Annotated in this window: 22 protein-coding genes; 21 read left to right on the forward strand and 1 reads right to left on the reverse strand. The window is 40.0% G+C overall.

Features of this window, described 5'->3' with window-relative positions:
- Positions 1 to 13 precede the first annotated feature (13 nt).
- Both rpmF and gerR read left to right on the forward strand, forming a co-directional pair.
- Entirely contained in the window at positions 14 to 187 is a 174-nt protein-coding gene (gene rpmF / locus NSQ11_RS07555) for a 50S ribosomal protein L32 (protein WP_008354700.1), read from the forward strand.
- Between the two features lie 138 nt (positions 188 to 325).
- Entirely contained in the window at positions 326 to 865 is a 540-nt protein-coding gene (gene gerR / locus NSQ11_RS07560) for a sporulation-specific transcriptional regulator GerR (protein WP_017359370.1), read from the forward strand.
- A gap of 53 nt (positions 866 to 918) precedes the next feature.
- Here the strand turns inward: gerR and NSQ11_RS07565 are convergent, their stop codons facing one another.
- Entirely contained in the window at positions 919 to 1,398 is a 480-nt protein-coding gene (locus tag NSQ11_RS07565; protein WP_007499784.1) for an N-acetyltransferase, read from the reverse strand.
- Between the two features lie 210 nt (positions 1,399 to 1,608).
- On the opposite strand from NSQ11_RS07565, the gene NSQ11_RS07570 reads away from it, so the two are divergent.
- The 19 genes from NSQ11_RS07570 (at position 1,609) to ftsZ (ending at position 23,258) form a co-directional block, all read left to right on the forward strand.
- Positions 1,609 to 2,502, forward strand: coding sequence for a 2-dehydropantoate 2-reductase (locus NSQ11_RS07570; protein ID WP_048002856.1), 894 nt, complete (start codon positions 1,609 to 1,611; stop codon positions 2,500 to 2,502).
- Positions 2,503 to 2,567: 65 nt separating this feature from the next.
- The gene (gene bshC / locus NSQ11_RS07575) at positions 2,568 to 4,187 is read left to right on the forward strand and encodes a bacillithiol biosynthesis cysteine-adding enzyme BshC (protein WP_052320389.1); all 1,620 of its coding nucleotides are present in this window, start codon (positions 2,568 to 2,570) and stop codon (positions 4,185 to 4,187) included.
- 127 nt (positions 4,188 to 4,314) lie between these two features.
- Complete coding sequence (mraZ, locus tag NSQ11_RS07580) at positions 4,315 to 4,746, forward strand: division/cell wall cluster transcriptional repressor MraZ (protein ID WP_003211163.1); 432 nt, start codon at positions 4,315 to 4,317, stop codon at positions 4,744 to 4,746.
- Between the two features lie 66 nt (positions 4,747 to 4,812).
- Positions 4,813 to 5,745, forward strand: a complete 933-nt coding sequence (gene rsmH, locus NSQ11_RS07585) for a 16S rRNA (cytosine(1402)-N(4))-methyltransferase RsmH (RefSeq protein WP_007499781.1) — start codon at positions 4,813 to 4,815, stop codon at positions 5,743 to 5,745.
- A 36-nt stretch (positions 5,746 to 5,781) separates the two neighbouring features.
- Complete coding sequence (gene ftsL, locus NSQ11_RS07590) at positions 5,782 to 6,129, forward strand: cell division protein FtsL (RefSeq protein WP_008344998.1); 348 nt, start codon at positions 5,782 to 5,784, stop codon at positions 6,127 to 6,129.
- Positions 6,130 to 6,136: 7 nt separating this feature from the next.
- Positions 6,137 to 8,287, forward strand: a complete 2,151-nt coding sequence (locus tag NSQ11_RS07595) for a penicillin-binding protein (protein ID WP_024720306.1) — start codon at positions 6,137 to 6,139, stop codon at positions 8,285 to 8,287.
- A gap of 125 nt (positions 8,288 to 8,412) precedes the next feature.
- Complete coding sequence (locus tag NSQ11_RS07600; RefSeq protein WP_017359366.1) at positions 8,413 to 10,332, forward strand: stage V sporulation protein D; 1,920 nt, start codon at positions 8,413 to 8,415, stop codon at positions 10,330 to 10,332.
- 211 nt (positions 10,333 to 10,543) lie between these two features.
- Complete coding sequence (locus NSQ11_RS07605) at positions 10,544 to 12,019, forward strand: UDP-N-acetylmuramoyl-L-alanyl-D-glutamate--2,6-diaminopimelate ligase (RefSeq protein ID WP_017359365.1); 1,476 nt, start codon at positions 10,544 to 10,546, stop codon at positions 12,017 to 12,019.
- A 136-nt stretch (positions 12,020 to 12,155) separates the two neighbouring features.
- Positions 12,156 to 13,130 (forward strand): phospho-N-acetylmuramoyl-pentapeptide-transferase, encoded by a 975-nt coding sequence (mraY, locus tag NSQ11_RS07610; protein WP_007499771.1) that lies wholly within the window; start codon positions 12,156 to 12,158, stop codon positions 13,128 to 13,130.
- Positions 13,131 to 14,486, forward strand: coding sequence for a UDP-N-acetylmuramoyl-L-alanine--D-glutamate ligase (gene murD, locus NSQ11_RS07615; RefSeq protein WP_017359364.1), 1,356 nt, complete (start codon positions 13,131 to 13,133; stop codon positions 14,484 to 14,486).
- 59 nt (positions 14,487 to 14,545) lie between these two features.
- Entirely contained in the window at positions 14,546 to 15,646 is a 1,101-nt protein-coding gene (gene spoVE, locus NSQ11_RS07620) for a stage V sporulation protein E (protein WP_007499768.1), read from the forward strand.
- Between the two features lie 198 nt (positions 15,647 to 15,844).
- Positions 15,845 to 16,939, forward strand: a complete 1,095-nt coding sequence (gene murG / locus NSQ11_RS07625) for an undecaprenyldiphospho-muramoylpentapeptide beta-N-acetylglucosaminyltransferase (protein WP_024720309.1) — start codon at positions 15,845 to 15,847, stop codon at positions 16,937 to 16,939.
- Positions 16,940 to 16,969: 30 nt separating this feature from the next.
- Positions 16,970 to 17,881, forward strand: a complete 912-nt coding sequence (gene murB / locus NSQ11_RS07630) for a UDP-N-acetylmuramate dehydrogenase (RefSeq protein WP_007499764.1) — start codon at positions 16,970 to 16,972, stop codon at positions 17,879 to 17,881.
- 136 nt (positions 17,882 to 18,017) lie between these two features.
- Positions 18,018 to 18,797: a cell division protein FtsQ/DivIB gene (locus NSQ11_RS07635; RefSeq protein ID WP_046527246.1), complete on the forward strand. Its 780-nt coding sequence runs from the start codon at positions 18,018 to 18,020 to the stop codon at positions 18,795 to 18,797.
- Complete coding sequence (locus NSQ11_RS07640; protein ID WP_046527247.1) at positions 18,794 to 19,483, forward strand: DUF881 domain-containing protein; 690 nt, start codon at positions 18,794 to 18,796, stop codon at positions 19,481 to 19,483. Before NSQ11_RS07635 ends, NSQ11_RS07640 begins: the two co-directional genes overlap by 4 nt.
- A gap of 20 nt (positions 19,484 to 19,503) precedes the next feature.
- Complete coding sequence (locus NSQ11_RS07645) at positions 19,504 to 20,229, forward strand: DUF881 domain-containing protein (protein ID WP_046527248.1); 726 nt, start codon at positions 19,504 to 19,506, stop codon at positions 20,227 to 20,229.
- Positions 20,229 to 20,597: a small basic family protein gene (locus tag NSQ11_RS07650; RefSeq protein ID WP_003210988.1), complete on the forward strand. Its 369-nt coding sequence runs from the start codon at positions 20,229 to 20,231 to the stop codon at positions 20,595 to 20,597. The genes NSQ11_RS07645 and NSQ11_RS07650 overlap by 1 nt, the downstream gene beginning before the upstream one ends.
- Before the next feature lie 159 nt (positions 20,598 to 20,756).
- On the forward strand, positions 20,757 to 22,079 hold the full coding sequence (gene ftsA, locus NSQ11_RS07655) for a cell division protein FtsA (RefSeq protein ID WP_007499754.1): 1,323 nt from the start codon (positions 20,757 to 20,759) through the stop codon (positions 22,077 to 22,079).
- A gap of 33 nt (positions 22,080 to 22,112) precedes the next feature.
- Entirely contained in the window at positions 22,113 to 23,258 is a 1,146-nt protein-coding gene (ftsZ, locus tag NSQ11_RS07660) for a cell division protein FtsZ (protein WP_007499752.1), read from the forward strand.
- Positions 23,259 to 23,466: the final 208 nt, after the last annotated feature.

The following is a 23,466-nucleotide window of genomic DNA, read 5'->3' on the forward strand; positions in this document are numbered from 1 at the left end:
GGAGGTGGGAATAATGGCTGTACCTTTTAGAAGAACTTCTAAAATGAAAAAAAGATTGCGTCGTACGCATTTCAAACTACAAGTACCTGGTATGGTAGCTTGCCCAGAATGCGGTGAAATGAAAATTTCTCATCGTGTCTGCAAATCTTGCGGAACATACAAAGGCAAAGACGTAAAAAGCAACTAATGCTTGATAAAAAAACGTGAGGGAATCTTCCCTTGCGTTTTTTTATTGATCTATTTTTTAGGTTTCTCTCCTGCAAATAGTCTATCTACTCTAGTAAGCGCATATGATGTGGTATTCAGATTCAGGGGGGATGATGAGTTGACGATTACACGGCAGGACGCATGGACACAAGATGAAGATTTACTTTTAGCAGAAGTTGTCTTAAGGCATATCCGAGATGGCGGTACCCAGCTTTCAGCATTTGAAGAGGTTGGAAAAGCATTGTCAAGAACAGCAGCAGCATGTGGATTCAGGTGGAATTCTTACGTCAGAAAGCAGTACCAGGCGGGCATTGAGCTTGCCAAAAAACAGCGAAAAGAACTGCGTAAAAAAATTGGTATCCATTCTTCGGGTTTACCGCAGCATGCGTTCACCATAGAGGAGAAGGCATCTTCTGATCAGACTGAACTGACGCTTCGAGAAGTAATTCGGTTTCTAGAGCAGCTTGAGAAAGAACCATCTGGTCCAGCTTATTTACGGGAGGAGCTTAAAGATGCACAGCATCAATTAAAATCACTCACCGAAGAAAATGAACAGCTGAAACGTCAATTAAAAATGACAGAAGAAGATTACCGGGCACTTATTGGTATTGTTGAAAGAGTCAAACAGAATATCAGCTTAAAAGATTACGCAAAATAAGAAAACGCCCCTCACAGATGGAAAGAGGGGCGTTTTCTTATTGATTAAAATGATTAAGCGGACTCACCTGTGTTCTTTTGAATATGTGCAGGCTCCCAAATGAGTGGGTTTTCTCCTTTATCGCGTTCCATATCATATTTCACCGCTTCAAAGCCCATTTTATCCCAAAAACCGGCAGATTTGACGCGTGGATTCGTTCGAATTGGAAGGCCGAAAGATTTTGCGAAATCAACAAGTGCTTCGCCGTATCCTTTACGCTGATATCCTGGCAGCACTTCTAGCTTCCACAGCTCTAGATAATCATGATTATGGTCAAAATACGTCGTCGTCGAGCCATCTACTTGATAGAGGCTCATACGTGCCACAAGCTTATCTCCAAAGTAAATCCCATAAAATGGAGAGTTGCTGTCATTTTCAATCATATTACTTTCTAGGTCTTCAAGCATGGAAAGTTCTTGTATGCCATATTCCTTAAATTGTTTAAATTCCTCTAATGTTTTGTAGTTAATCAGAAGACGTTTTACTTGTGTCATGTGATCTTCCCCCTTACACACATAATGTCGACAGTGATGTCATTGAAGGCGTTTTCATCCCATCCGCCTAAAAAAGTTTTTACACTTATTATTATAGTTTTTTAATTAAAAAAATTCAATCATAGCGCGTTATCTGCTTTTTGCATCGTAGCACGAAACTGGTAAAATAGTTGATAACATGAAGTAAACAGAAAAAGGGAAGTGCGGCAATTGAAAATTGGAATCATTGGCGGTGGTGCGATTGGTCTGCTTTGTGCTAGTTATTTATCAGAGCATCATGACATTACCGTCTTTACAAGAAGAAAACAGCAGGCAGAAGAAATTCGAGCATTAGGAATCGAACGAATGGTAAGAGGGGAAACCATTCAATCAGCTGTTGGGGCCGATACGGGAGTCAAAGGAATATTTGATTTGCTGATTGTGACAGTGAAGTATCATCACCTGCAAGATGTTCTAAGTGAATTATCAGGACTGCCTCGTCAGCGGATCTTATTTTTGCAGAACGGAATGGCCCACTTATTCGATTTAAAGAACTGGAAAACGGCACATCAGTTATATATTGGTGTAGTAGAGCATGGCGCAATGAAGGTGTCTGATCGCGCAGTAAACCATACAGGAATGGGTGTCATCAAGTGGGGAGCATTTCTGCATGAGGAAAAAGGACCTATGAGTAGTGAACTGTCAACGGGCGATTTTCAAATGGTTTATACAGATGAATGGAAGAAAGTACTGGAGGAAAAACTGCTCGTCAATGTGTGTATTAATCCGTTGACGGCTTTATTACATGTGAATAATGGGGAATTGGTATCGAACCCGTCATATGAACATATGATGACATGTGCATTTGAAGAAGCGGTTTCCATTCTAGGGTTGCCTGAGAAAGATCGTCTATGGGCTCATGTGGAATCAATTTGCCATCAAACGGCTGCCAATCAATCGTCGATGCTGCAAGATATCGTCAAAGGCCGCCAAACTGAAAGAAAAGCAATCATTGGCTACCTTTTAAAAAAAGCTCAAGGTCAAGGGATGACGCCGCCATTCCTCACTTTCTTGAATAGAAGCTTGGAAGTATTGGAAAAAAAGCAAACAAAATCTTTTGAGTGAGCTCATTTACATGCTATACTTTTTTCGGGAAACTAACTATTTATTGAAGAAAGGAAGTTCTAAACATGCAATTGACTGAACTTTCCATCCGAAGTCAGAATTTATTCATACGTGATTATATAGAAGAAAAAAAAGAGATGACTGCTTTTTTTGATTATGATATACATTCTGAGCACACATGGAAAAAGAGATACGACGATCTCATGGAAAGGAGCTTCCCGCGCGAGGCTTTAGCGGATTATATGAGCGCATATCATGCAAAATTTGATTCGGCTGCGATGCGTGAGAATATTGAGAAGATCCGTGATGAACGGAGCGTCATGGTGGTTGGAGGACAGCAGGCAGGCTTACTGGCAGGTCCGCTTTATACCATACATAAAATCATTTCCATTATTCAGTTTGCCAAAGAAAAAGAATCAGAGCTTGGCGTTCCTGTTATTCCGGTCTTTTGGGTAGCGGGTGAAGATCACGACGTAGACGAAATTAACTTTGTGTACACGTCTGGCGAAAAAGGCCCAGTCAAACAAAAGCTTCCATTACATCATGTGAAAAAAACAGCTGCGAAAAGAACACCCCTCCACCAAGAGAAAACAGAGAGATGGCTTCGTGATGTATTTTCAACCTATGAGGAATCTGCTTACACAAATGACTTGTTTGATCAGCTTCTTCGATGTTTACGCAAATCAGAAACGTTTACTGATTTCTTTGAGTGGATTGTTTGCGATCTATTTGAAGAAGATGGACTGCTGTTATTGAATTCAGGAGACTTCGGCGTGAAGCCACTTGAACGTACGTTATTCAAGCAAATTGTGGAGTCAAGTGATGCGATCGTAGCTCGCTTAAATAACACGCAGGCTGCCATGGAACAAGCAGGGTATCAGCCGATTATTGAAGCTGGTGACCAACAAGCCAACTTGTTTTACGAATATGATGATGAGCGTTTCCTCATTGAAAAAGAGAATGGCCAATTTTCTATATCAGAAGTGGGGCTTACTTGGACAAAAGATGAGCTATTACAGGAAGTCGAGGAGCACCCAGAGCGGTTTAGCAATAATGTGGTGACACGTCCATTGATGCAGGAAACCCTTCTTCCAACGCTTGCTTTTATGGCTGGACACGGTGAAGTGAACTATTGGGGTGAGCTGAAAGGCATCTTCGAGTACTTCGATGTCAAAATGGCACCCGTTCTTCCGAGACTGCACGTCACCATTCTTGAACGTCACATTGATAAGAAGCTGCCGATAAGAGAATTGTCGGTTGAAGAAGTGCTGACAAAAGGCGTGAAAGAAAAGAAGGATGCGCACTTTCAGCAAAGTCTTCCAGACAGCTTCGTTCAATCAGTTCAACATGCCAAACGTGAATTAGCGAATGTTCACGAGGCCATGAGACAAGAAGCGCTAGAGATCGAACCAAGCTTTGAACAGCTATTAGATAAAAATGCCAAATTTATAGAAGACCAGCTTCAATTTGTTTATCAAAAGGTTGCAAAGCGTGTGGAAGAGAAGGAAGGATACATCCTTCGAGATTTTGAACGAATTGAAAATAGTTTAAAACCACTCGAAGCACCACAAGAAAGAATTTGGAATATCATGTACTTTTTAAACAAATATGGTCCAGAATTCTTCAAAACGTTCAAAAATCTGCCATTTTCATTTCAAAACAAGCAACAAATTGTCAAACTTTGAAATAAAGTTTTAATGAACCCTGACTAGTTCAGGGTTTTTTTTTATGTAGAAACAGTGTAAAATAAGTTTTGTGGAGAGAAGTGGTGGATAGTGGAGAGTATGGGTGAGAAAGTGGGGCTCTGATATCATGTTCATGGGTGAATACCAACATACGATTGATACAAAAGGGCGCATGATCATCCCTGCTAAATTTAGAGACGGTCTCGGAGAACAGTTTGTGCTGACGAGAGGGCTTGATCAATGTTTATTTGGCTACCCTATGAGTGAGTGGAAACTAATTGAAGAGAAACTCAAAGCACTGCCGCTAACGAAAAAAGATGCACGTGCGTTTACCCGGTTCTTCTTCTCCGGCGCAGTTGAATGTGATCTGGACAAGCAGGGGCGCATTAACATCGCATCCAACCTACTCCAATATGCAAAACTCGAAAAAGAATGTGTGGTCATCGGCGTTTCAAATCGAATTGAGTTGTGGAGTAAGTCGATCTGGGAACAATATACAGAAGAGCAAGAAGATTCTTTTGCTGAAATTGCTGAAAACATGATTGGATTTGATATATAATAATCCCTTGTGCAGCAAGCTTTCTACACATTCATTTCTATTTGAAAAAGGTGGGACCATATCATCATGTTTCAACATGAGACAGTATTATTAAAAGAAACAGTTGACGGTTTAAACGTCAAAGAAGACGGTACATATGTGGACTGCACGCTAGGCGGCGCAGGTCATAGCTCATATTTACTATCTCAATTATCAGAAAAAGGTACATTGATTGGGTTTGACCAAGACGATGCTGCACTGGATCATGCACGAGAGAAGCTCGCACATGTTAAAGCGAACATTCTTTTCATAAAAAGCAACTTCCGATATTTAAAAGAACGTCTGAATGAACAAGGAATTACAAGCGTAGACGGTGTGATTTTTGATCTTGGGGTTTCATCACCTCAGCTTGACACGCCAGAGAGAGGCTTTAGTTATCACCATGATGCACCTCTTGACATGCGAATGGATCAAACCGCTGCTTTGTCAGCAAAACAAGTGGTGAATGAATGGCCATTTGAAGATCTAGTTCGGATTTTCTACAAATATGGGGAAGAAAAATTCAGCAAGCAAATCGCACGCAAAATTGAAGAAGCCAGAAAAAAAGCGCCAATTGAAACAACAGGTGAGCTTGTCGACATTATTAAAGAAGGAATTCCCGCACCTGCAAGACGAAAAGGCGGACATCCAGCGAAAAGAGTATTTCAAGCGATCCGAATTGCCGTAAATGACGAATTGAAAGTATTTGAAGAAGCACTAGAACAAGCAATAGAGTTACTCAATCCGAAGGGGAGAATTTCTGTCATTACATTCCATTCACTTGAAGATCGGATTTGTAAAAGTACATTTAAAGAAATGTCTTCTCTTCCAGAACTTCCGCACGGACTACCAGTGATTCCAGAAGGACTTGAACCAAAACTGAAGCTGATCACGAGAAAACCAATCGTTGCATCAGAACAAGAGCTGGAATATAACAACCGTGCCCGTTCAGCGAAGCTCCGAATTGCAGAAAAAAAGTAAACGACACCATAGATGATGATAAAAAGGAGGTTTCTTATGAGTAATTTGGCTTACCAAAGAGAAGTAAAGCAACATCAAACCGAGCAGCAAGGTCAATCGGTTGTGATTAGAAGAAGAGGTTCTATTACACTTGGTGAAAAAATCTTACTTGTCATGTTTGTCATGGCTCTCATGTGCAGCTCGATCCTCATCATTTCGAAAGCCTTTGCTGTTTATCACGCAAATATCGAAGTGCAGAAGCTAGAACAGCAAGTGTCTTTAGAATCGAAAAAGATCACTGAACTGCAAAAGGAAAAAGACTTACTAAGTGAACCAGAGAGAATCATTGAAGCCGCTAAAAAAGCGGGCTTAAGCATATCGAAAGATGTTAAGAAGGTCGATTAACATGGCGATGCCTAAAAAGAATAAAATGATGAACAGAGGCGCGGCAATTGCGAGTATTTGCTTCGCCCTGTTTTTCTTTATCATCCTTGCACGTTTTATTTACATTCAGATTACGGGAACCGTCGATGGACAAGTGTTAGCTGCAAAAGCCAATGAACAATATCAATCGAAAAAAACACTTGAAGCCAAAAGAGGGTCCATTTTAGACAGAAATGGCAATGTGATTGCGGAAGATACATCTGTGTATAAGCTGATTGCGATCATGAGCAAGAAAATGACGGTCGATCCAAAGCATCCGATGCATGTCGTTGACAAAGAAAAGACAGCAAAAGAGCTGTCAAAAGTCATTGATATGAGTGAGAGTGAAATTTTAAAGCGTCTGAATACAAAGGATGCGTTCCAAGTTGAGTTTGGTAAAGCCGGAAAGGATATTAGTTTTTCAACAAAGGAAAAAATTGAAAAGCTAAAACTTCCTGGAATCGCCTTTGAAAAAGACACAAAGAGGTATTATCCAAACGGCATGTTTGCTTCGAACTTAATCGGTTACGCTAGATTAGATGAAGCAACGAAGGACATGTCAGGCGCAATGGGTCTAGAAAAGGCTCTGAATAAATATTTAAAAGAAAAAGATGGCTATGTAACATATAACAGCGACAGAAGCGGATGGGCACTTCCGAATAGTAAAGAAGACATCGTTGCCCCGAAAGACGGGAAAAACGTCACACTGACCATCGACCAAAAAATTCAAGCATTTCTTGAAGAAAGTATGACGCAGGTCGCTAAAAAATATAAGCCGAAGAAAATCATTGCGACAGTCGTTGATCCGAAAACTGGAAGAGTTCTTGCAATGGGACAGCGGCCAAGCTTTAATTTAAATGAACTCGACATTACGAATTATAACAACGATGTCATTTCTTACGCATTTGAACCAGGTTCAACGATGAAAATTTTCACACTCGCTGCTGCTATCCAAGAAGGAGTGTACCAAGGCAGTGACAAGTATCAGTCTGGTACTTATAAAGTAGGCGGCGGTCTTGTAAGAGACCATAACAACGGAAATGGTTGGGGGAAAATTGATTTTCATGAAGGTGTTCTACGTTCTTCAAACGTAGCTTTTGCGAAACTGGCAAAAGAAAAGCTAGGTTTCACACGCTACGAACAATACTTGCAAAAATTCCATTTCTATGACAAAACAGGCATAGACTTGCCGAACGAAGCGTCTAGTAAAATCAATTTCAGATACGAATATGACAAAGCATCGACTGCTTATGGTCAGGCGTCCGCGATTACCCCAATTCAGCAAATTGAAGCGGCGACAGCCATTGCAAACGGTGGAACGATGATGAAACCATATGTAATCGATCATATTACAGACCCGAACACAAACAAAACAATTTTACAGCACGAACCAACAGTAGCAGGAAAACCAATTTCTTCTGATACAGCGAAGCAAGTCCGTGACATTTTAGGTGAGGTCGTTTCCTCAAAAATTGGCACAGGACAGCCATATCAAATCAAAGGTTTTGATGTCGCTGGGAAAACAGGTACAGGACAAATTGGTGGTGCTGGCGGCTACCTTCAAGGGAGAAACGATTACGTCTTTTCATTTATGGGAATGGCACCAAAAGATGATCCGAAGCTGCTCGTTTATGTGGCTGTCCAACAGCCTCAGCTATCTGAAACACAAACAGGCTCTGCCCCTGTTTCAGAAATCTTTAACCCTGTGATGAAAAATAGTTTGCTCTATTTAAATATCGCACCAACAAAAACAGACGATAAAAAATCTGGCAAACAGAAAATAAAACAAGAAACAATGCCGTCATTCCTAGATTTAGAAGTGAAACAGGCAGAAACAGAAGCAAAAAACAAAAAGTTATCACCTGTTGTCATTGGTGACGGTCTATCCATTAAACGCCAATGGCCAAATGCGGGCTCTGAATTCTCTGAAAGCCAGAAAGTCTTTTTGAAAACAGCAGGGAAAACCATTAAAATGCCTGATATGACAGGCTGGTCCAGAAGGGAAGTTCTTCAATATGCGTCTATTTCAGGTGTGCATATTGAAACAAATGGACAAGGATATGCTGTCAAACAAAGCGTGAAAAGTGGAGCGGAGATTTCAGATAAAGTCGTCACAGTGACCTTCAAAAGTCCAAATTAACTTGAAAACCTAGCAAATCATTTGCTAGGTTTTTTTCTTTTGCTTGAGCGATGGACGAGATCGTTCTATAAAAAGACGAGCCTGCATATGATGAAAACAAGCCATATGTAAGGAGTGAACCGGGCGTGCGAGTGTCAAGTGTAACAGTGAGAAAACGATTGCTTTTCGTGCTGCTGTTTGGGGTGATCATTTTTTTCATCATAGATACTAGATTAGGATATGTGCAGTTTATTATGGGCGAGAAGCTGACAAGTTTAGCGAAAGATTCATGGAGCCGTAACCTTCCATTTGAACCAGAACGAGGAGATATTTTGGATCGAAATGGGGTGGAGCTGGCGACGAACAAAAGTGCTCCCTCTATTTTAGTCGTGCCACGGCAGGTGAAAGACCCAGCAGAAACAAGCAAAAAATTAGCAGCAGTGCTGAATATGTCTGAGGAGAAAGCGTACAAGCATGTCACCAAGAAAACGTCTATAGAACGAATTTCCCCAGAGGGGAGAAAAGTATCTCATGAAAAAGCAAAAGAAGTCAGAGAGCTTGATTTAGATGGAGTCTATGTAGCAGAGGACAGCATCAGACATTACCCGTTTGGAAGTTTCTTATCTCATGTATTAGGTTTTGCTGGAATTGATAATCAAGGCTTACTTGGGCTAGAAGCGTACTATGATGATGACCTAAAAGGTGAAAAAGGCTCTGTGAAATTTTATTCTGATGCAAAAGGGCAGAAAATGCCAGATGAAGCAGATGATTATACACCGCCTAAAGATGGGCTTGATATGAAATTAACCGTTGATTCAAAAGTACAAACCATCATCGAACGAGAACTAGACAATGCTCAGGCAAAATATAACCCAGATGGCATGATTGCCATTGCCATGAATCCGAAAAATGGTGAGGTTCTGGGAATGTCGAGCAGACCTGACTTTGATCCGGCTGACTATCAATCAGTTGATTCAAAAGTATTTAACCGAAACTTACCGGTGTGGAGCACATATGAGCCAGGATCGACGTTTAAAATCATTACACTGGCAGCTGCCCTGGAAGAAAATAAAGTAAATTTAAAACGTGATCATTTTTTTGACAGCGGATCTGTGACAGTGGATGGCGCAAGGCTCAGATGCTGGAAAAAGGGAGGACATGGATCACAGTCGTTTCTAGAAGTGGTACAAAACTCTTGTAACCCAGGATTTGTCGAGCTAGGCGACCGTCTTGGAAAAGATAAACTATTTTCTTATATTAAAAATTTCGGCTTTGGTCAAAAGACAGGAATCGACCTTCAAGGAGAAGGTAGAGGAATTTTGTTCCCGCTTGATCGTGTTGGTCCTGTAGAACAGGCAACAACAGCCTTTGGTCAAGGTGTATCTGTTACGCCGATTCAACAAGTAGCTGCAGTGGCAGCCGCAGTAAATGGAGGAACGCTTTACACGCCGTATATTGCAAAAGAATGGATCGATCCAATTACAAAAGAGGTAGTGAAAAAGCAATCACCAATTGCCAAGAAGAAAGTCATTTCAGCGGAGACGTCTAAAGAAATCAGGTATGCCCTTGAAAGTGTAGTCGCTCAAGGAACTGGCCGGAATGCATTCGTTGAAGGATATCGGGTGGGCGGAAAAACAGGAACAGCACAGAAAGTAAAAGACGGAAAGTACATGGAAAATAACCACATTGTGTCATTTATCGGGTTTGCACCTGCGGATGATCCAAGCATTGTTGTATATGTAGCAGTAGATAACCCAAAAGGCACGATTCAATTTGGTGGGACAGTAGCAGCACCTATTGTGGGCCATATTATGCGAGACAGTCTGCCTGAAATGGGCGTGAAAAAAAGAAAAGGACAAATTGAAAAGAAGTATCAATGGCTGGACACAAAAACCATTGAGGTACCGAATCTTGTAGGAGGATCTGTTTCTGACCTTGAATCACTCCTGATTAATCTAAAGATTGATGCTTCAGGAACTGGCAGTAAAGTGGTGAAGCAATCGCCTGCTGCCGGCACAAAGGTCAAAGAAGGTTCCACGATCCGATTATACTTAAATGATGAATAATAAAGAATGAACAGAGGGTAGCCGCACTCATTCGGCTGCCTCTTTTTGTTGAAACAGAAGGGTCGCTTTAAAAAAAGAGCATAAAGTGTGCTTTTTCCAAGAGAAACTTAAGGAATACGCTGGATGTATCCTTTTTTTTACGATAAAATATAGACTGTGTGTTTTTTTCACAAGACATGCACGTGAACGAATTTGAGAGGTTTGATATGAAATGAAATTACAAGAACTCCTTACATACTTTAAAAGTGAAAACAATGAACTGATAAACGAAAATCCGGAGATTACTTCCATTGAAATGGATTCAAGAGAAGTGAAAAAAGGGAGTCTTTTTGTCTGTATAAAAGGCTATACAGTAGATGGACATGATTACGCTGAAAAAGCAGTGAAAAGCGGGGCTGCAGCGATTGTAGCAGAACACCCACTTCACATAACAGATGTACCAGTCATTATTGTAAAACACTCTCAAAGAGCACTTGCAAGAATAGCAGATGCTTTTTACGAACAGCCAACTCATCAACTCAATCTAATTGGTATTACAGGAACGAACGGGAAAACGTCCACAACACACATGATTGAGCAAATCATGAGAAAAGCCGATAAAAAAACAGGTTTAATCGGTACGATGTATATGAAGGTAAACGATGAAATTCTCGAAGTGAAAAACACAACACCTGAGAGTGTCACCCTTCAGAAGACCTTTAAGCAGATGCTTGATCAAGACGTAGATACGGCCATTATGGAAGTATCATCACATGCTTTGCATCTTGGGCGTGTTCATGGATGTGATTATGATATTGCCGTCTTTACAAATCTTACCCAAGATCATTTGGACTACCACAACACAATGGAAGAATATAAACATGCAAAAAGCTTGCTCTTTTCCCAGCTCGGAAGTGCCTTTCAGCACGATAAGCCGAAGCATGCCATTTTAAATGCAGATGATGAAGCGTCTAGTTATTTTGAAAAAGTCACAGCTGCTGAAATTATGACGTATGGCTTAGAGCAAGAAGCAGATGTAATGGCAAAGAACATTCAAATCAAACCAAAGGGAACACAATTTGATTTGATCACCCCAATCGGCACAAAAAATGTGACGGTTGCCCTTATTGGGAAATTCAATGTGTATAACATTCTAGCAGCTGTATCAGTAGGAATTGTATCAGGCTTAACGTTTGAAACGATCGTTAGTGCCATTGAAGAACTTGAGGGAGTCAAAGGAAGATTCGAACTTGTGAATTGTGATCAAGACTTCCCAGTCATCGTTGATTATGCGCACACACCTGACAGTTTAGAAAATGTACTGACTACGTGTAGAGAATTAACAGAAGGTAGAATTTTCTGTGTAGTTGGCTGCGGGGGCGACCGTGATAAAACCAAGCGCCCTCAAATGGCCCAAATCGCTGTGAAATATGCAGATGAGCCTGTTTTTACATCAGATAATCCAAGAAGTGAAGATCCATCAGCCATTTTGAAAGACATGGAAAATGGCGTGCCAAATGCCTATTATCACAGCTTTGTGAACCGGAAACAGGCCATCTTTTTTGCCATTGCCAATGCAAAAAAGGGCGATACAGTCTTAATAGCTGGAAAAGGGCATGAGACGTACCAAATCATTGGTGATCAAGTCTATGACTTTGATGATGCCAAGGTGGCAGCGGACGCTATTTTAGATCTAAACAAATCTTAAAAATGATGAAAAGAGTGTAATGAAATGAAGCATTTTGTACAAAAACAACATACGAAAGACACGAATGAATATCATAATAATGAATGCTATTTTCTAATGGAAAACGGCTTTGGAAATTCGGAAGGAGTAAAGAACAATGCTTGAACAGGTGATATTGTTTACAATCATAATGGGATTTTTAATCAGTGTTCTTTTATCCCCGATTTTTATTCCGTTTTTAAGAAGACTTAAATTTGGTCAAAGTATTAGAGAAGAAGGACCTCAGTCTCACCAAAAGAAATCTGGTACCCCAACAATGGGTGGAATTATGATTATCTTTTCTATTACAATTACAACGATCGTGATGATTAACAAATTCTCTGAGATTAGTCCAGAAATGTTTTTATTGTTATTTGTCACCCTTGGCTACGGATTATTAGGATTTTTAGATGATTATATTAAAGTAGCGATGAAGCGAAATCTTGGCTTAACATCGAAACAAAAACTGATCGGGCAAATTGTGATTGCTGTGATTTTCTATGCAGTCTTCCATTATTATGAGTTTGCAACGACTATTCGCATTCCAGGAACAGATGTCAGCTTTGACTTAGGATGGGCATACTTTATCCTCGTCGTTTTCATGCTTGTCGGTGGTTCTAATGCGGTAAACCTTACGGATGGACTTGATGGTTTATTATCTGGAACAGCTGCTATTGCATTCGGAGCTTTTGCTATATTGGCTTGGAATCAATCTCAGTATGATGTTGCGATCTTTTCGGTAGCAGTAGCAGGCGCTGTCCTTGGGTTCCTTGTCTTTAATGCGCATCCTGCAAAAGTATTTATGGGTGATACGGGATCGCTTGCTTTAGGCGGTGCCATAGTGGCCATTGCCATTTTAACGAAACTTGAGATTTTACTCGTCATTATTGGAGGAGTATTTGTTGTTGAAACGTTATCCGTTATCCTTCAAGTCATCTCCTTCAAAACAACTGGAAAAAGAATCTTTAAGATGAGCCCGCTTCACCACCACTATGAGTTAGTTGGCTGGTCTGAGTGGAGAGTAGTTGTCACCTTCTGGACAGCTGGTTTATTGCTTGCTGTTTTAGGAATTTACATCGAGGTGTGGTTATAATTGAATAGGATGCAAATGTTAAAAGACGAACATGTACTAGTACTAGGCCTTGCAAAAAGCGGATATGCGGCAGCCTCAATTCTTCACGAGCACGGAATAAACGTGACGGTCAATGACCAAAAAGCTTTTGAAGAAAACGAGCCTGCTCAGTTACTTTCTGAAAAGGGGATTGATGTCATTTGTGGCAGTCATCCTCTTCGTGTGTTCGACGATAAAGAAATTACGATTTTAATTAAGAACCCTGGAATTCCTTATGAGAATGTGATGGTCCAAGAGGCGCTTCGCCGAAAAATTCCAGTTTGGACTGAAATAGAATTGGCGTATCATTTGACCTCATCTCCTTTTATTGGGATTACCGGATCAAATGGAAAAACGACCACGACTACTTTGATTTATGAAATGTTGAAAAAAGACAGCCAAAAAACATTGGTAGCAGGTAATATCGGAACGGTCGCAAGTGAAGTTGCCGCGCGTGCAGCGGGCGATGAATGGATCGTAACTGAGCTCTCTTCATTTCAGTTAATGGGAACCGTTGAATTCAGACCTAAAATCAGCTTAATATTAAATATTTTTGACGCACATTTAGACTATCATCACACGCGTGAAGAATACGAAAAAGCAAAACAGAAAGTGTATGCACATCAACTGGAAGATGACATAGCTGTGGTTAACCTAGATGATCCATCTGTTGTCAAACTAGCAGAAGATTCGAAAGCGCAAAAAGTGTTTTTCTCAGTTAAAGAGCCGGTAGCACATGGAGCGTTTATTAAAGATGATGCCATCTACTATATGAATGAACATGTCATTGACCTCAAGGATGTTGTTCTTCCTGGTGAGCATAACCAAGAAAATATTCTAGCAGCTATTTGTGTTGTAAAAAATTCAGGCTGCTCAAACGAAGCGATTGCGCAAGTTCTTACTACATTTAGTGGAGTGAAGCATCGTTTGCAATTTGTGGAGACGATTCAAAATAGAAAATTTTATAATGACAGTAAAGCGACCAATATACTGGCAACAAGTAAAGCTTTGTCTGCCTTCAAGCAGCCGACCATTTTACTAGCAGGTGGACTGGATCGTGGCAATGAATTTGATGAATTAAAACCTTTTATGAAGAATGTAAAAGGAATAATTACATTTGGTGAGACTGCGCCTAAGTTTGTGAAGCTTGGTGAAGAGCTGGGAATACATCACGTAAAACATGTCGATAATGTTGAACAAGCAGTACCTGCGGCGTTTAGCATATCTGAAGAAGAAGACGTGATTTTATTGTCTCCAGCTTGTGCAAGCTGGGATCAGCATAAAACATTTGAAGAACGTGGAGACATGTTTGTAAACGCCGTGCATATGCTTAAATAAGGGCTTGTCTCTCATAAGACTGACAGCCCAAATGAAATTATGCTTGGGGTGTCGGTCTCTTGACGAATAAGAAAACTTCTCCGGATTTTTTGCTTGTTGTCATTACGTTACTTTTATTGACGATTGGTTTAATTATGGTGTACAGCGCAAGTGCTGTGTGGGCATCGTATAAATTTGATGATTCGTTTTATTTTGCAAAAAGACAGCTTTTGTTTGCCGGAATCGGAGTTATCGCAATGTTTTTCATTATGCGGGTCGATTATTGGACGTGGCGGACTTGGTCAAAGATACTGATTGCAGTGTGTTTTCTCCTCCTCGTGCTTGTCTTGATTCCTGGTATCGGTATGGAGAGAAATGGTTCAAGAAGCTGGATTGGTGTCGGTGCGTTTAGTATTCAGCCCTCTGAATTTATGAAGCTTGCGATGATTGCGTTTCTTGCAAAATTCTTATCTGAAAAGCAAAAGAATATCACATCCTTTCGTAAAGGTTTCGCCCCAGCACTAGGTATTGTGTTTTCTGCATTTGCCATCATTATGCTGCAGCCGGACCTAGGTACAGGAACGGTTATGGTTGGAACCTGTATTATTATGATATTTGTTTCAGGTGCGAGAATCGCTCACTTTATCTTTCTCGGTCTTTTAGGGCTTAGCGGATTTGCCGCACTTGTCTTATCAGCACCCTATCGAATAAAACGAATTACATCTTATTTAAATCCTTGGGAGGATCCACTTGGCAGCGGGTTTCAAATTATTCAATCCTTATACGCTGTCGGTCCAGGCGGTCTGTTTGGAATGGGGCTAGGTCAGAGTAGACAAAAATTCTTCTATTTGCCTGAGCCTCAAACAGACTTTATCTTTGCTATATTGTCTGAAGAACTTGGATTTATAGGTGGATCACTCATTTTGCTGCTCTTTAGTGTTCTATTGTGGAGAGGCATTAGAATAGCCCTCGGGGCACCAGATTTATATGGAAGTTTCTTGGCAGTGGGTATCATCTCAATGGTTGCCATTCAAGTAATGATTAATATCGCAGTTGTCACTGGTCTCATCCCTGTGACGGGCATCACACTCCCATTCTTAAGTTATGGCGGTTCATCACTGACATTAATGCTGATGGCAATAGGCGTACTTTTGAATGTAAGCAGATATGCTAGATATTAATGTGCTGATAGTTCATGAAACCATATAGACTTTTATTTTGCAAAAGTATGAAAAAATGATTTGAAGAGTGAAAATGGCAGTTTCTGTTTCGAAAACATGATGATTGACTCTTCTTTACAGGTTTTGACGGAGCCCTGTTGTTTAAAACAGGGTTTATACTTTGTTCAGAGCAGAAAAAAATTGAGGGGAAATGGTATAATGCGTATAGTTATTAGTGGAGGCGGAACAGGCGGGCATATTTATCCTGCTCTAGCTTTTATTAAAGAAGTGAAAAGACTGCATCCTGATGTGGAATTTTTATATATTGGCACTGAGAATGGGCTTGAAAAGAAAATTGTAGAAAGAGAAAATATCCCTTTTAAATCAATTGAAATTTCAGGTTTTAAAAGAAAGCTTTCGTTTGATAATGTAAAAACAGTGATGAGGTTTCTAAAGGGCGTCCAAAAAAGTAAATCTTATTTAAAAGAATTTAAGCCGGATGCTGTTATTGGAACAGGTGGTTATGTGTGTGGTCCAGTTGTTTATGCTGCGTCTAAGCTAAAAATCCCAACGATCATTCACGAACAAAATAGCCTGCCAGGCATCACAAATAAGTTTCTGGCACGGTATGTGAATAAAGTAGCCATCTGTTTTGAAGAAGCAAAGGAACACTTTCCTTCAGAAAAGGTTGTTTTTACGGGAAACCCAAGAGCCTCTGAAGTCGTCTCTATTAAAGAGGGAAAATCTCTTAAAGAGTTTGGGCTGGATGAGAAGAAAAAAACGGTTCTCATTTTTGGCGGGAGCAGAGGTGCAGCTCCAATCAATCGAGCAGTGATTGACATGCAAGATGAATTAAAGGCAAAGAACTATCAGCTTTTATATATTACAGGTGAGGTTCATTATGAAAAAGTGCTGAACGAATTAAAAGAAAAAGGTGAAGCACCGAATATGATCACAAAGCCTTTCTTGCATCAAATGCCGGAGTATTTAAAATCAATTGATGTCATTGTTGCAAGAGCGGGAGCCACAACGATTGCTGAAGTGACGGCACTTGGAATTCCGACCATCTTCATTCCAAGTCCATACGTCACCGCAAATCATCAAGAAATTAACGCGAGATCACTTGAAAAACATGATGCTGCGATCGTTTTAAGAGAATCAGAGCTTTCTGGAGATCGCTTGCTTCATGCAATTGATGAAATTGCTGGTAATGACGAGAAACTACATCAAATGAGCCGTTTAACAAAAGAACTCGGAGTACCAGATGCGGCCACACGTTTATATAATGTGTTAAAAGAAATTACGACTTCATGATGAATGATATGAGGTAAGGCGGAGGGTAATATGGAGAACTTGAAGAATGAATTATTAGAAGCGCAAGTTGGTAAAGTACTTGAAAATGAACCGCTTGCAAATCATACGACAATGAAAATAGGTGGACCAGCCGATCTATTAGTCATCCCTAAAGATGTCGATGCTGTCAAAACAATTATGGATCAGGTGAAAAAACATGATACTCAATGGACGGTCATTGGGAGAGGGTCCAATTTACTTGTTCTTGATAAAGGAATTCGTGGGGTCGTTTTAAAGCTGGGCGCTGGGCTTGATCACTTAACTGTCAATGATGAAGAAATTACAGTTGGCGGAGGCTATTCAGTTGTAAGACTTGCTACGTCTCTTAGTAAGCAGGGGCTGTCAGGATTGGAATTCGCAGCTGGTATTCCAGGTTCTATTGGTGGCGCTGTTTATATGAACGCAGGGGCACATGGATCTGACATTAGCAAGATTCTTGTGAAAGCGAGAGTCTTATTTGAAGATGGAACGATCGAGTGGTTAACTAATGAGCAAATGAACTTCAGCTATCGAACTTCTGTGCTTCAAAAGGAACGCCCTGGAATTGTTCTAGAAGCAGTTTTCAAGCTTAAACAGGACGAACGTGAGAAAATCACAAAGAAAATGCAGCAAAATAAAGATTATCGCAAGGAAACACAACCGTATAATAAACCATGCGCCGGCAGTATTTTCCGAAATCCATTACCTGAATATGCAGGACAGCTTGTAGAAAAGGCGAATTTAAAAGGATATCAGATTGGCGGCGCTAGAATTTCTGATATGCACGGAAACTTTATTGTCAACGCTGGTGGGGCGAAGGCTCAAGATGTGCTCGACTTAATTCAGTACATTCAAAAGAAAATCAAAGATGACTACAATGTAGAAATGCATACAGAAGTAGAAATTATTGGTGAAGCAAATTAAAGGCTACTACTTATGAATGATGGTATCACAGGAAAACAAACGGCATTTTTTCATGCCGTTTGTTTTCTAATCAATATGAGATAAAGAATGATCCAAAGGTGCGGACAAGCAGCTTTGAATGAGGTGAAGAGTATATATGCGGCCTGATCATGAAAATGAAAAGATCGTCAATATAGAAGAGCGAATCCCTAAAATTAAAGAACAAAGGAAGCAGAAAGCGAATCGGAGATTAATCTCTTTTATTTTGCTGTTTTTTATCATGGTTTTAATTATTGTCTATTTGCAAACACCAATCAGTAAAATTTCTTCTTTAACCATTACCGGTAATGAACATGTACCAACAAAACAGCTCGTTAAACTTTCGCAAATTAAAGAAGGCGAGACAGAGTTTTGGAATTTAAATAAAGATATGACAGCAGACCATATAAAGCAAAATAAATTGATTAAAAGTGTCAATATCAAAAAACATTTCCCTAATAAGGTCAGTATTGCTGTCAAAGAGTATGCAAATATTGCGTATCTACAAAAGGGACATTTTTATTATGAGCTTCTTGAAAACGGGACGGCTTTGCCAGATGAAGTAACACCAAGTCACGCAGGACCTATTTTTGTCGATTGGGACAATAAAGAGAAATTGAAGCAAACAGTGAAAGCTCTAAATCAACTGCCGGCTTCTATTCAGGAACTAATCTCAGAAGTATATTACGTACCGACTAGCTCCAATCAGTGGCTCGTTAAATTTTATATGAATGATGGAAACACCGTTATTGCATCAATTAAAACATTCGCAGATAAAATGACGACGTACCCTGCCATTGTCAAAGAGCTTTCGTCCTCTGAGAAAGGTACGATTCATATGGAAGTAGCTACGTATTTTGAAGCTTTTAAATCTAAGAAAAAGGAAGATGAACGTTGAGAGGCAAAACCGTCATATTCTCAATTGTAATGCTTGTTCTTGGATTTCTGATTTCTTTTTCATACCAATATACGAAGCAGCATCGAGCAGATGTCAATCGAACAGAACAATGGAAAAAAGAATATTCTTTGAAAAGTCAGCTAACAAAGCAAGAAAAGGCGAATCAAAAACTTGAAAAAGAACTTTATCGTCTTCAATCAAAGGTTCAAGCAACAGAGTTTGGTTTGAAAAATGAAAAAGAGCAGTATTTTAATGTTTTGGAAGATGTTGAGAAATACAGAATGTTTACAGGAGAAATAGGTGTAAAAGGGAAAGGGGTAAAAGTATCTCTTGAAGATGCATCTTATATCCCGAGTGGACAAAATGTCAATAATTACATTGTGCATGAGAGCCACATTTTCCATGTGATAAACGAACTATTTATATCAGGGGCATCTGCTGTAGCTATAAACGGACAAAGAATCACACACCAATCATACATACATTGTAACGGTCCAGTCGTCACGGTTGATGGTGTTCAACATCCAGCACCATTTGTCATTTCTGCTATTGGAGATCCAGCTGTTTTAATTCCTGCATTAAACATTGCAGGCGGGGTGGTTGATCAGCTGACAAGTGATCATATTTCCATGACGATTGAAAAGAAGGATATTCGTATGAATCCTCTTCTAAGAAACAAAGATTAATTGTGAAAAGGTGAGTGGTGTTGAGGAAAAAGAAGCCATTACTTAGTTTGACAGTCCTGATGGTCATATTTGGCATCATGGTCTCGATCCAGTTTAACTCTCTACAAAAGCCTAAAGTTCGCGATACTCGAGACGTTTGGGAATTAAGAGAGGATTTATCTGCATCTAAAAGTAAGGAACTGGATTTATTGAAAGAAATTGATAAATATGATGAAATGCTAAAAAAGTATGGCAACCAAGAAGATCAATCCAAAGAAGCACAATTAACAAAAACGTTGAAGGATTTGAAAGAAAAGGCTGGTTTTACAGAGGTAACGGGTGAAGGAGTTGAAATAGAAATTACTCAGCTTTTTTCTAAGGAACTTACTGGAGAAGAAGTCAAAAATATACCACCTGATCTTCTGAAAAAATTAATCAACGAAGCCAATATGTTTGGGGCAAAACATATTTCCATTAATGAACACCGGGTGATTAACACCAGTGTTATTCGAGATATTAATGGTACGACGAAAATGGATGGTTACAGCATAGATGGTGATACAGTCACGATTAAGATGGTCAGCGAGCAGGCCGATAAATTATACAGCCGTTTAAATGTATCAGATATTGGTGATTTGTTTGCTCAGGAAAATTTCAGTTTGAGTATTAGACGGCCGAAGAAAAAAATTCATTTAAAAGCATTTGACGGTACAATTCAATTAAATGAATTGAAGCCTCTTGACGATGTAAAGGAGGGAAAATCTTAATGTGGCTTCCTGTACTTGGTTTAATCATAGGAGTTGCGATCGGTTTCTTAACGAATTTTACGATACCGAATGAGTATTCTAACTATCTTTCCCTCGCTGTACTTGCTGCGCTTGATACATTGATTGGTGGAATCAGAGCACATCTGCAAGGGGCATACGATGAACTAGTGTTTGTATCAGGTTTCTTCTTTAATATTATACTCGCAATAAGTTTAGCTTTTCTGGGCGTCCATCTTGGTGTAGACTTGTATTTAGTCGGAATGTTTGCATTCGGTGTTAGATTGTTTCAAAATATCGCCGTTATTCGAAGAATTCTACTAACAAAATGGACAATTTCTAGAGAAAAAAAGAAAAAAAGTGAGTCATAAAAAAGGATATACATATGATGTAACGAATATTTTCAGTAATCCTAATAAAAAATGTTGATTTTTTAAGTTTTGTTACACACTTGTAAAAACACATTCATTGTATTGTTGTTCAGCAAATAATAGAATAGAAAGTATTGATATGTGAGGAGGTGCCATAGAATGAACAACAATGAAATTTACGTCAGCCTTGACATCGGTACATCCAATATAAAAGTCATCGTCGGAGAAATGGCGGATGATTCGCTTAACATTATAGGTGTTGGAAATGTCCCTTCAGAGGGGTTAAAAAAAGGATCGATTGTTGATATAGATGAAACAGTTCATTCTATTAGACAAGCATTTGAACAGGCTGAGAGAATGGTAGGTTTTCCTTTACAAAAGGCGATAGTCGGAATTAACGGAAACCACATTCATATTCAAAATACGAGCGGCGTGGTCGCAGTGTCTAGTGAAAATAAAGAAATACATGCTGAAGATGTGAGACGTGTCTTGGATGCTGCACAGGTAGTATCTATTCCGCAAGAACATCTCGTAGTAGACGTCATTCCGAGACAATTTATCGTCGACGGAAGAGATGAGATCACAGATCCGAAAAAAATGCTAGGTGTACGGCTAGAAGTGGATGGATCGTTAATCACAGGTTCTAAAACGATTCTACATAACTGGCTCCGATGTGTAGAGCGGGCTGGTATTGAAATTATGGATATTTGCTTGCAGCCACTCGCATCGGGTTCAGCAGCGTTATCGAAAGATGAAAAAAATCTAGGGGTAGCTCTTGTCGATATTGGCGGCGGCTCTACTACGATATCCGTATTTGAAAACGGGCATCTCTATTCTACTCACAGTATCCCATTGGGCGGAGAGAACATTACAAAAGATTTGTCTATAGGACTTAGAACTTCCACTGAAGAAGCTGAACGAATCAAAAAGCAATTTGGGCATGCATTCTATGATGAGGCATCGTCTGAGGAGACATTTGAAGTTTCCGTCATCGGTACGGACCAAAAACAGACGTATACACAACTTGAAGCAGCCAATATCATCGAAGCACGATTGGAAGAGATTCTGCTTTTTGTGGCAGAGGAATTACGCAATATGGGTGTCCATGATTTGCCTGGCGGATTCGTTCTAACAGGTGGACAGGCAGCTATACCAGGTATTCTTTCTCTGGCACAAACGGTCTTACAAAACAATGTAAGAATCGCAAGTCCTAATTATATTGGGGTCAGGGAACCTCAATATATGACAGGAGTGGGCCTGATCCATTTTGCTTATCGCAATGCAAAGATTCAGGGCAGACAGGTTGGATTCCAAATGCCGGATGAAGCATTTCATGAAGTAGGCGCGTCCATGGAGCCGGTTTCTTCTACACCACAAGTAAAAGAAGCTCAGCCAAGACCGAAAGTGAAACAAAAAGCGCAACAAGAGACAAATAAAAAACCGGGCAAAATGAAAAAACTATTTAATATGTTCTGGGAATAGAACTAGATTTTCGACGGATTAGGAGGATTCAGCATGTTGGAGTTTGAAACAAATATAGACGGCCTAGCATCAATTAAAGTAATCGGTGTAGGTGGCGGCGGAAATAACGCTGTCAACCGAATGATTGAAAATGACGTACAGGGTGTCGATTTTATTGCAGTGAATACAGATGCACAGGCGTTAAACTTATCAAAAGCAGAAACAAAAATGCAAATCGGTGCTAAGCTGACAAGAGGGCTTGGAGCAGGTGCGAATCCTGAAGTCGGTAAAAAAGCTGCTGAAGAAAGCAAAGAACAAATTGAAGAAGTCCTAAAAGGCGCTGACATGGTCTTTGTGACAGCCGGTATGGGCGGTGGAACTGGTACGGGTGCTGCACCTGTCATTGCGAAAATCGCAAAAGATTCTGGAGCCTTGACAGTTGGAGTTGTGACTCGTCCTTTCACATTTGAAGGAAGAAAGCGTCAGCTTCAAGCAGTTGAAGGGATTGCTTCTATGAAAGAAGCAGTTGATACGTTAATCGTGATTCCAAACGATCGCCTGCTTGAAATTGTCGATAAAAACACGCCAATGCTTGAAGCATTCCGTGCAGCAGATAACGTGTTAAGACAAGGTGTTCAAGGGATCTCAGATCTTATTGCCACACCAGGTTTAATTAACCTCGACTTTGCTGACGTGAAAACGATCATGTCTAACAAAGGTTCAGCTCTTATGGGAATTGGTGTCGCAACAGGCGAAAACCGTGCTGCTGAAGCAGCGAAAAAAGCCATTTCTTCACCACTTCTTGAAACAGCGATTGATGGAGCACAAGGTGTTATCATGAATATTACTGGTGGTACGAACCTTAGTCTTTATGAGGTACAAGAAGCAGCGGATATTGTTGCATCAGCCTCTGATGAAGATGTCAACATGATCTTTGGATCTGTCATTAATGATAACTTGAAGGATGAAATTGTGGTCACAGTCATCGCAACCGGTTTTATTGAGCAAGAGCCGGAAGTGACAAAACCTCAAAGAAATCCATTAGGACAAGGATTAAAGCAGAATCAATCTATTCCACAAAAGCGTGAAGTAAAACGTGAGGAACATCAGCAAACATCATCACAACCAAGACAAAATACACAGTCAAGTGATGATACATTGGATATCCCAACGTTCTTACGTAACCGCAACAAACGATAAGCAAACACGATTCAACCCCTTCCTTTGGAAGGGGTTTTTTTATGTCTGCATGGTGAAAAGATCCTGAGTCTGATTGATATAAAAGTCTTGTTTCTGCATGTTATTTGGATCTATCGTATGTGTTTTGGTATGAGTTTTTTAAGTCAAAAGAATCATTTTTAATTCCCTTTACAAAAAACGACAAAATGTTGAACTTTATTTGACTACA

The organism is Bacillus sp. FSL W7-1582 (genome assembly GCF_038593325.1).
Lineage (GTDB): Bacteria > Bacillota > Bacilli > Bacillales > Bacillaceae > Bacillus > Bacillus altitudinis.

Bases quoted from the DNA above. Each gene is read 5' to 3' on its own strand.
- rpmF (WP_008354700.1), top strand. From the start codon at position 14: ATGGCTGTACCTTTTAGAAGAACTTCTAAAATGAAAAAAAGATTGCGT.
- NSQ11_RS07565 (WP_007499784.1), bottom strand. From the start codon at position 1,398: ATGACACAAGTAAAACGTCTTCTGATTAACTACAAAACATTAGAGGAA.
- bshC (WP_052320389.1), top strand. From the start codon at position 2,568: ATGCAATTGACTGAACTTTCCATCCGAAGTCAGAATTTATTCATACGT.
- mraZ (WP_003211163.1), top strand. From the start codon at position 4,315: ATGTTCATGGGTGAATACCAACATACGATTGATACAAAAGGGCGCATG.
- rsmH (WP_007499781.1), top strand. From the start codon at position 4,813: ATGTTTCAACATGAGACAGTATTATTAAAAGAAACAGTTGACGGTTTA.
- ftsL (WP_008344998.1), top strand. From the start codon at position 5,782: ATGAGTAATTTGGCTTACCAAAGAGAAGTAAAGCAACATCAAACCGAG.
- NSQ11_RS07595 (WP_024720306.1), top strand. From the start codon at position 6,137: ATGCCTAAAAAGAATAAAATGATGAACAGAGGCGCGGCAATTGCGAGT.
- NSQ11_RS07605 (WP_017359365.1), top strand. From the start codon at position 10,544: ATGAAATTACAAGAACTCCTTACATACTTTAAAAGTGAAAACAATGAA.
- mraY (WP_007499771.1), top strand. From the start codon at position 12,156: ATGCTTGAACAGGTGATATTGTTTACAATCATAATGGGATTTTTAATC.
- murG (WP_024720309.1), top strand. From the start codon at position 15,845: ATGCGTATAGTTATTAGTGGAGGCGGAACAGGCGGGCATATTTATCCT.
- murB (WP_007499764.1), top strand. From the start codon at position 16,970: ATGGAGAACTTGAAGAATGAATTATTAGAAGCGCAAGTTGGTAAAGTA.
- NSQ11_RS07635 (WP_046527246.1), top strand. From the start codon at position 18,018: ATGCGGCCTGATCATGAAAATGAAAAGATCGTCAATATAGAAGAGCGA.
- NSQ11_RS07650 (WP_003210988.1), top strand. From the start codon at position 20,229: ATGTGGCTTCCTGTACTTGGTTTAATCATAGGAGTTGCGATCGGTTTC.
- ftsA (WP_007499754.1), top strand. From the start codon at position 20,757: ATGAACAACAATGAAATTTACGTCAGCCTTGACATCGGTACATCCAAT.
- ftsZ (WP_007499752.1), top strand. From the start codon at position 22,113: ATGTTGGAGTTTGAAACAAATATAGACGGCCTAGCATCAATTAAAGTA.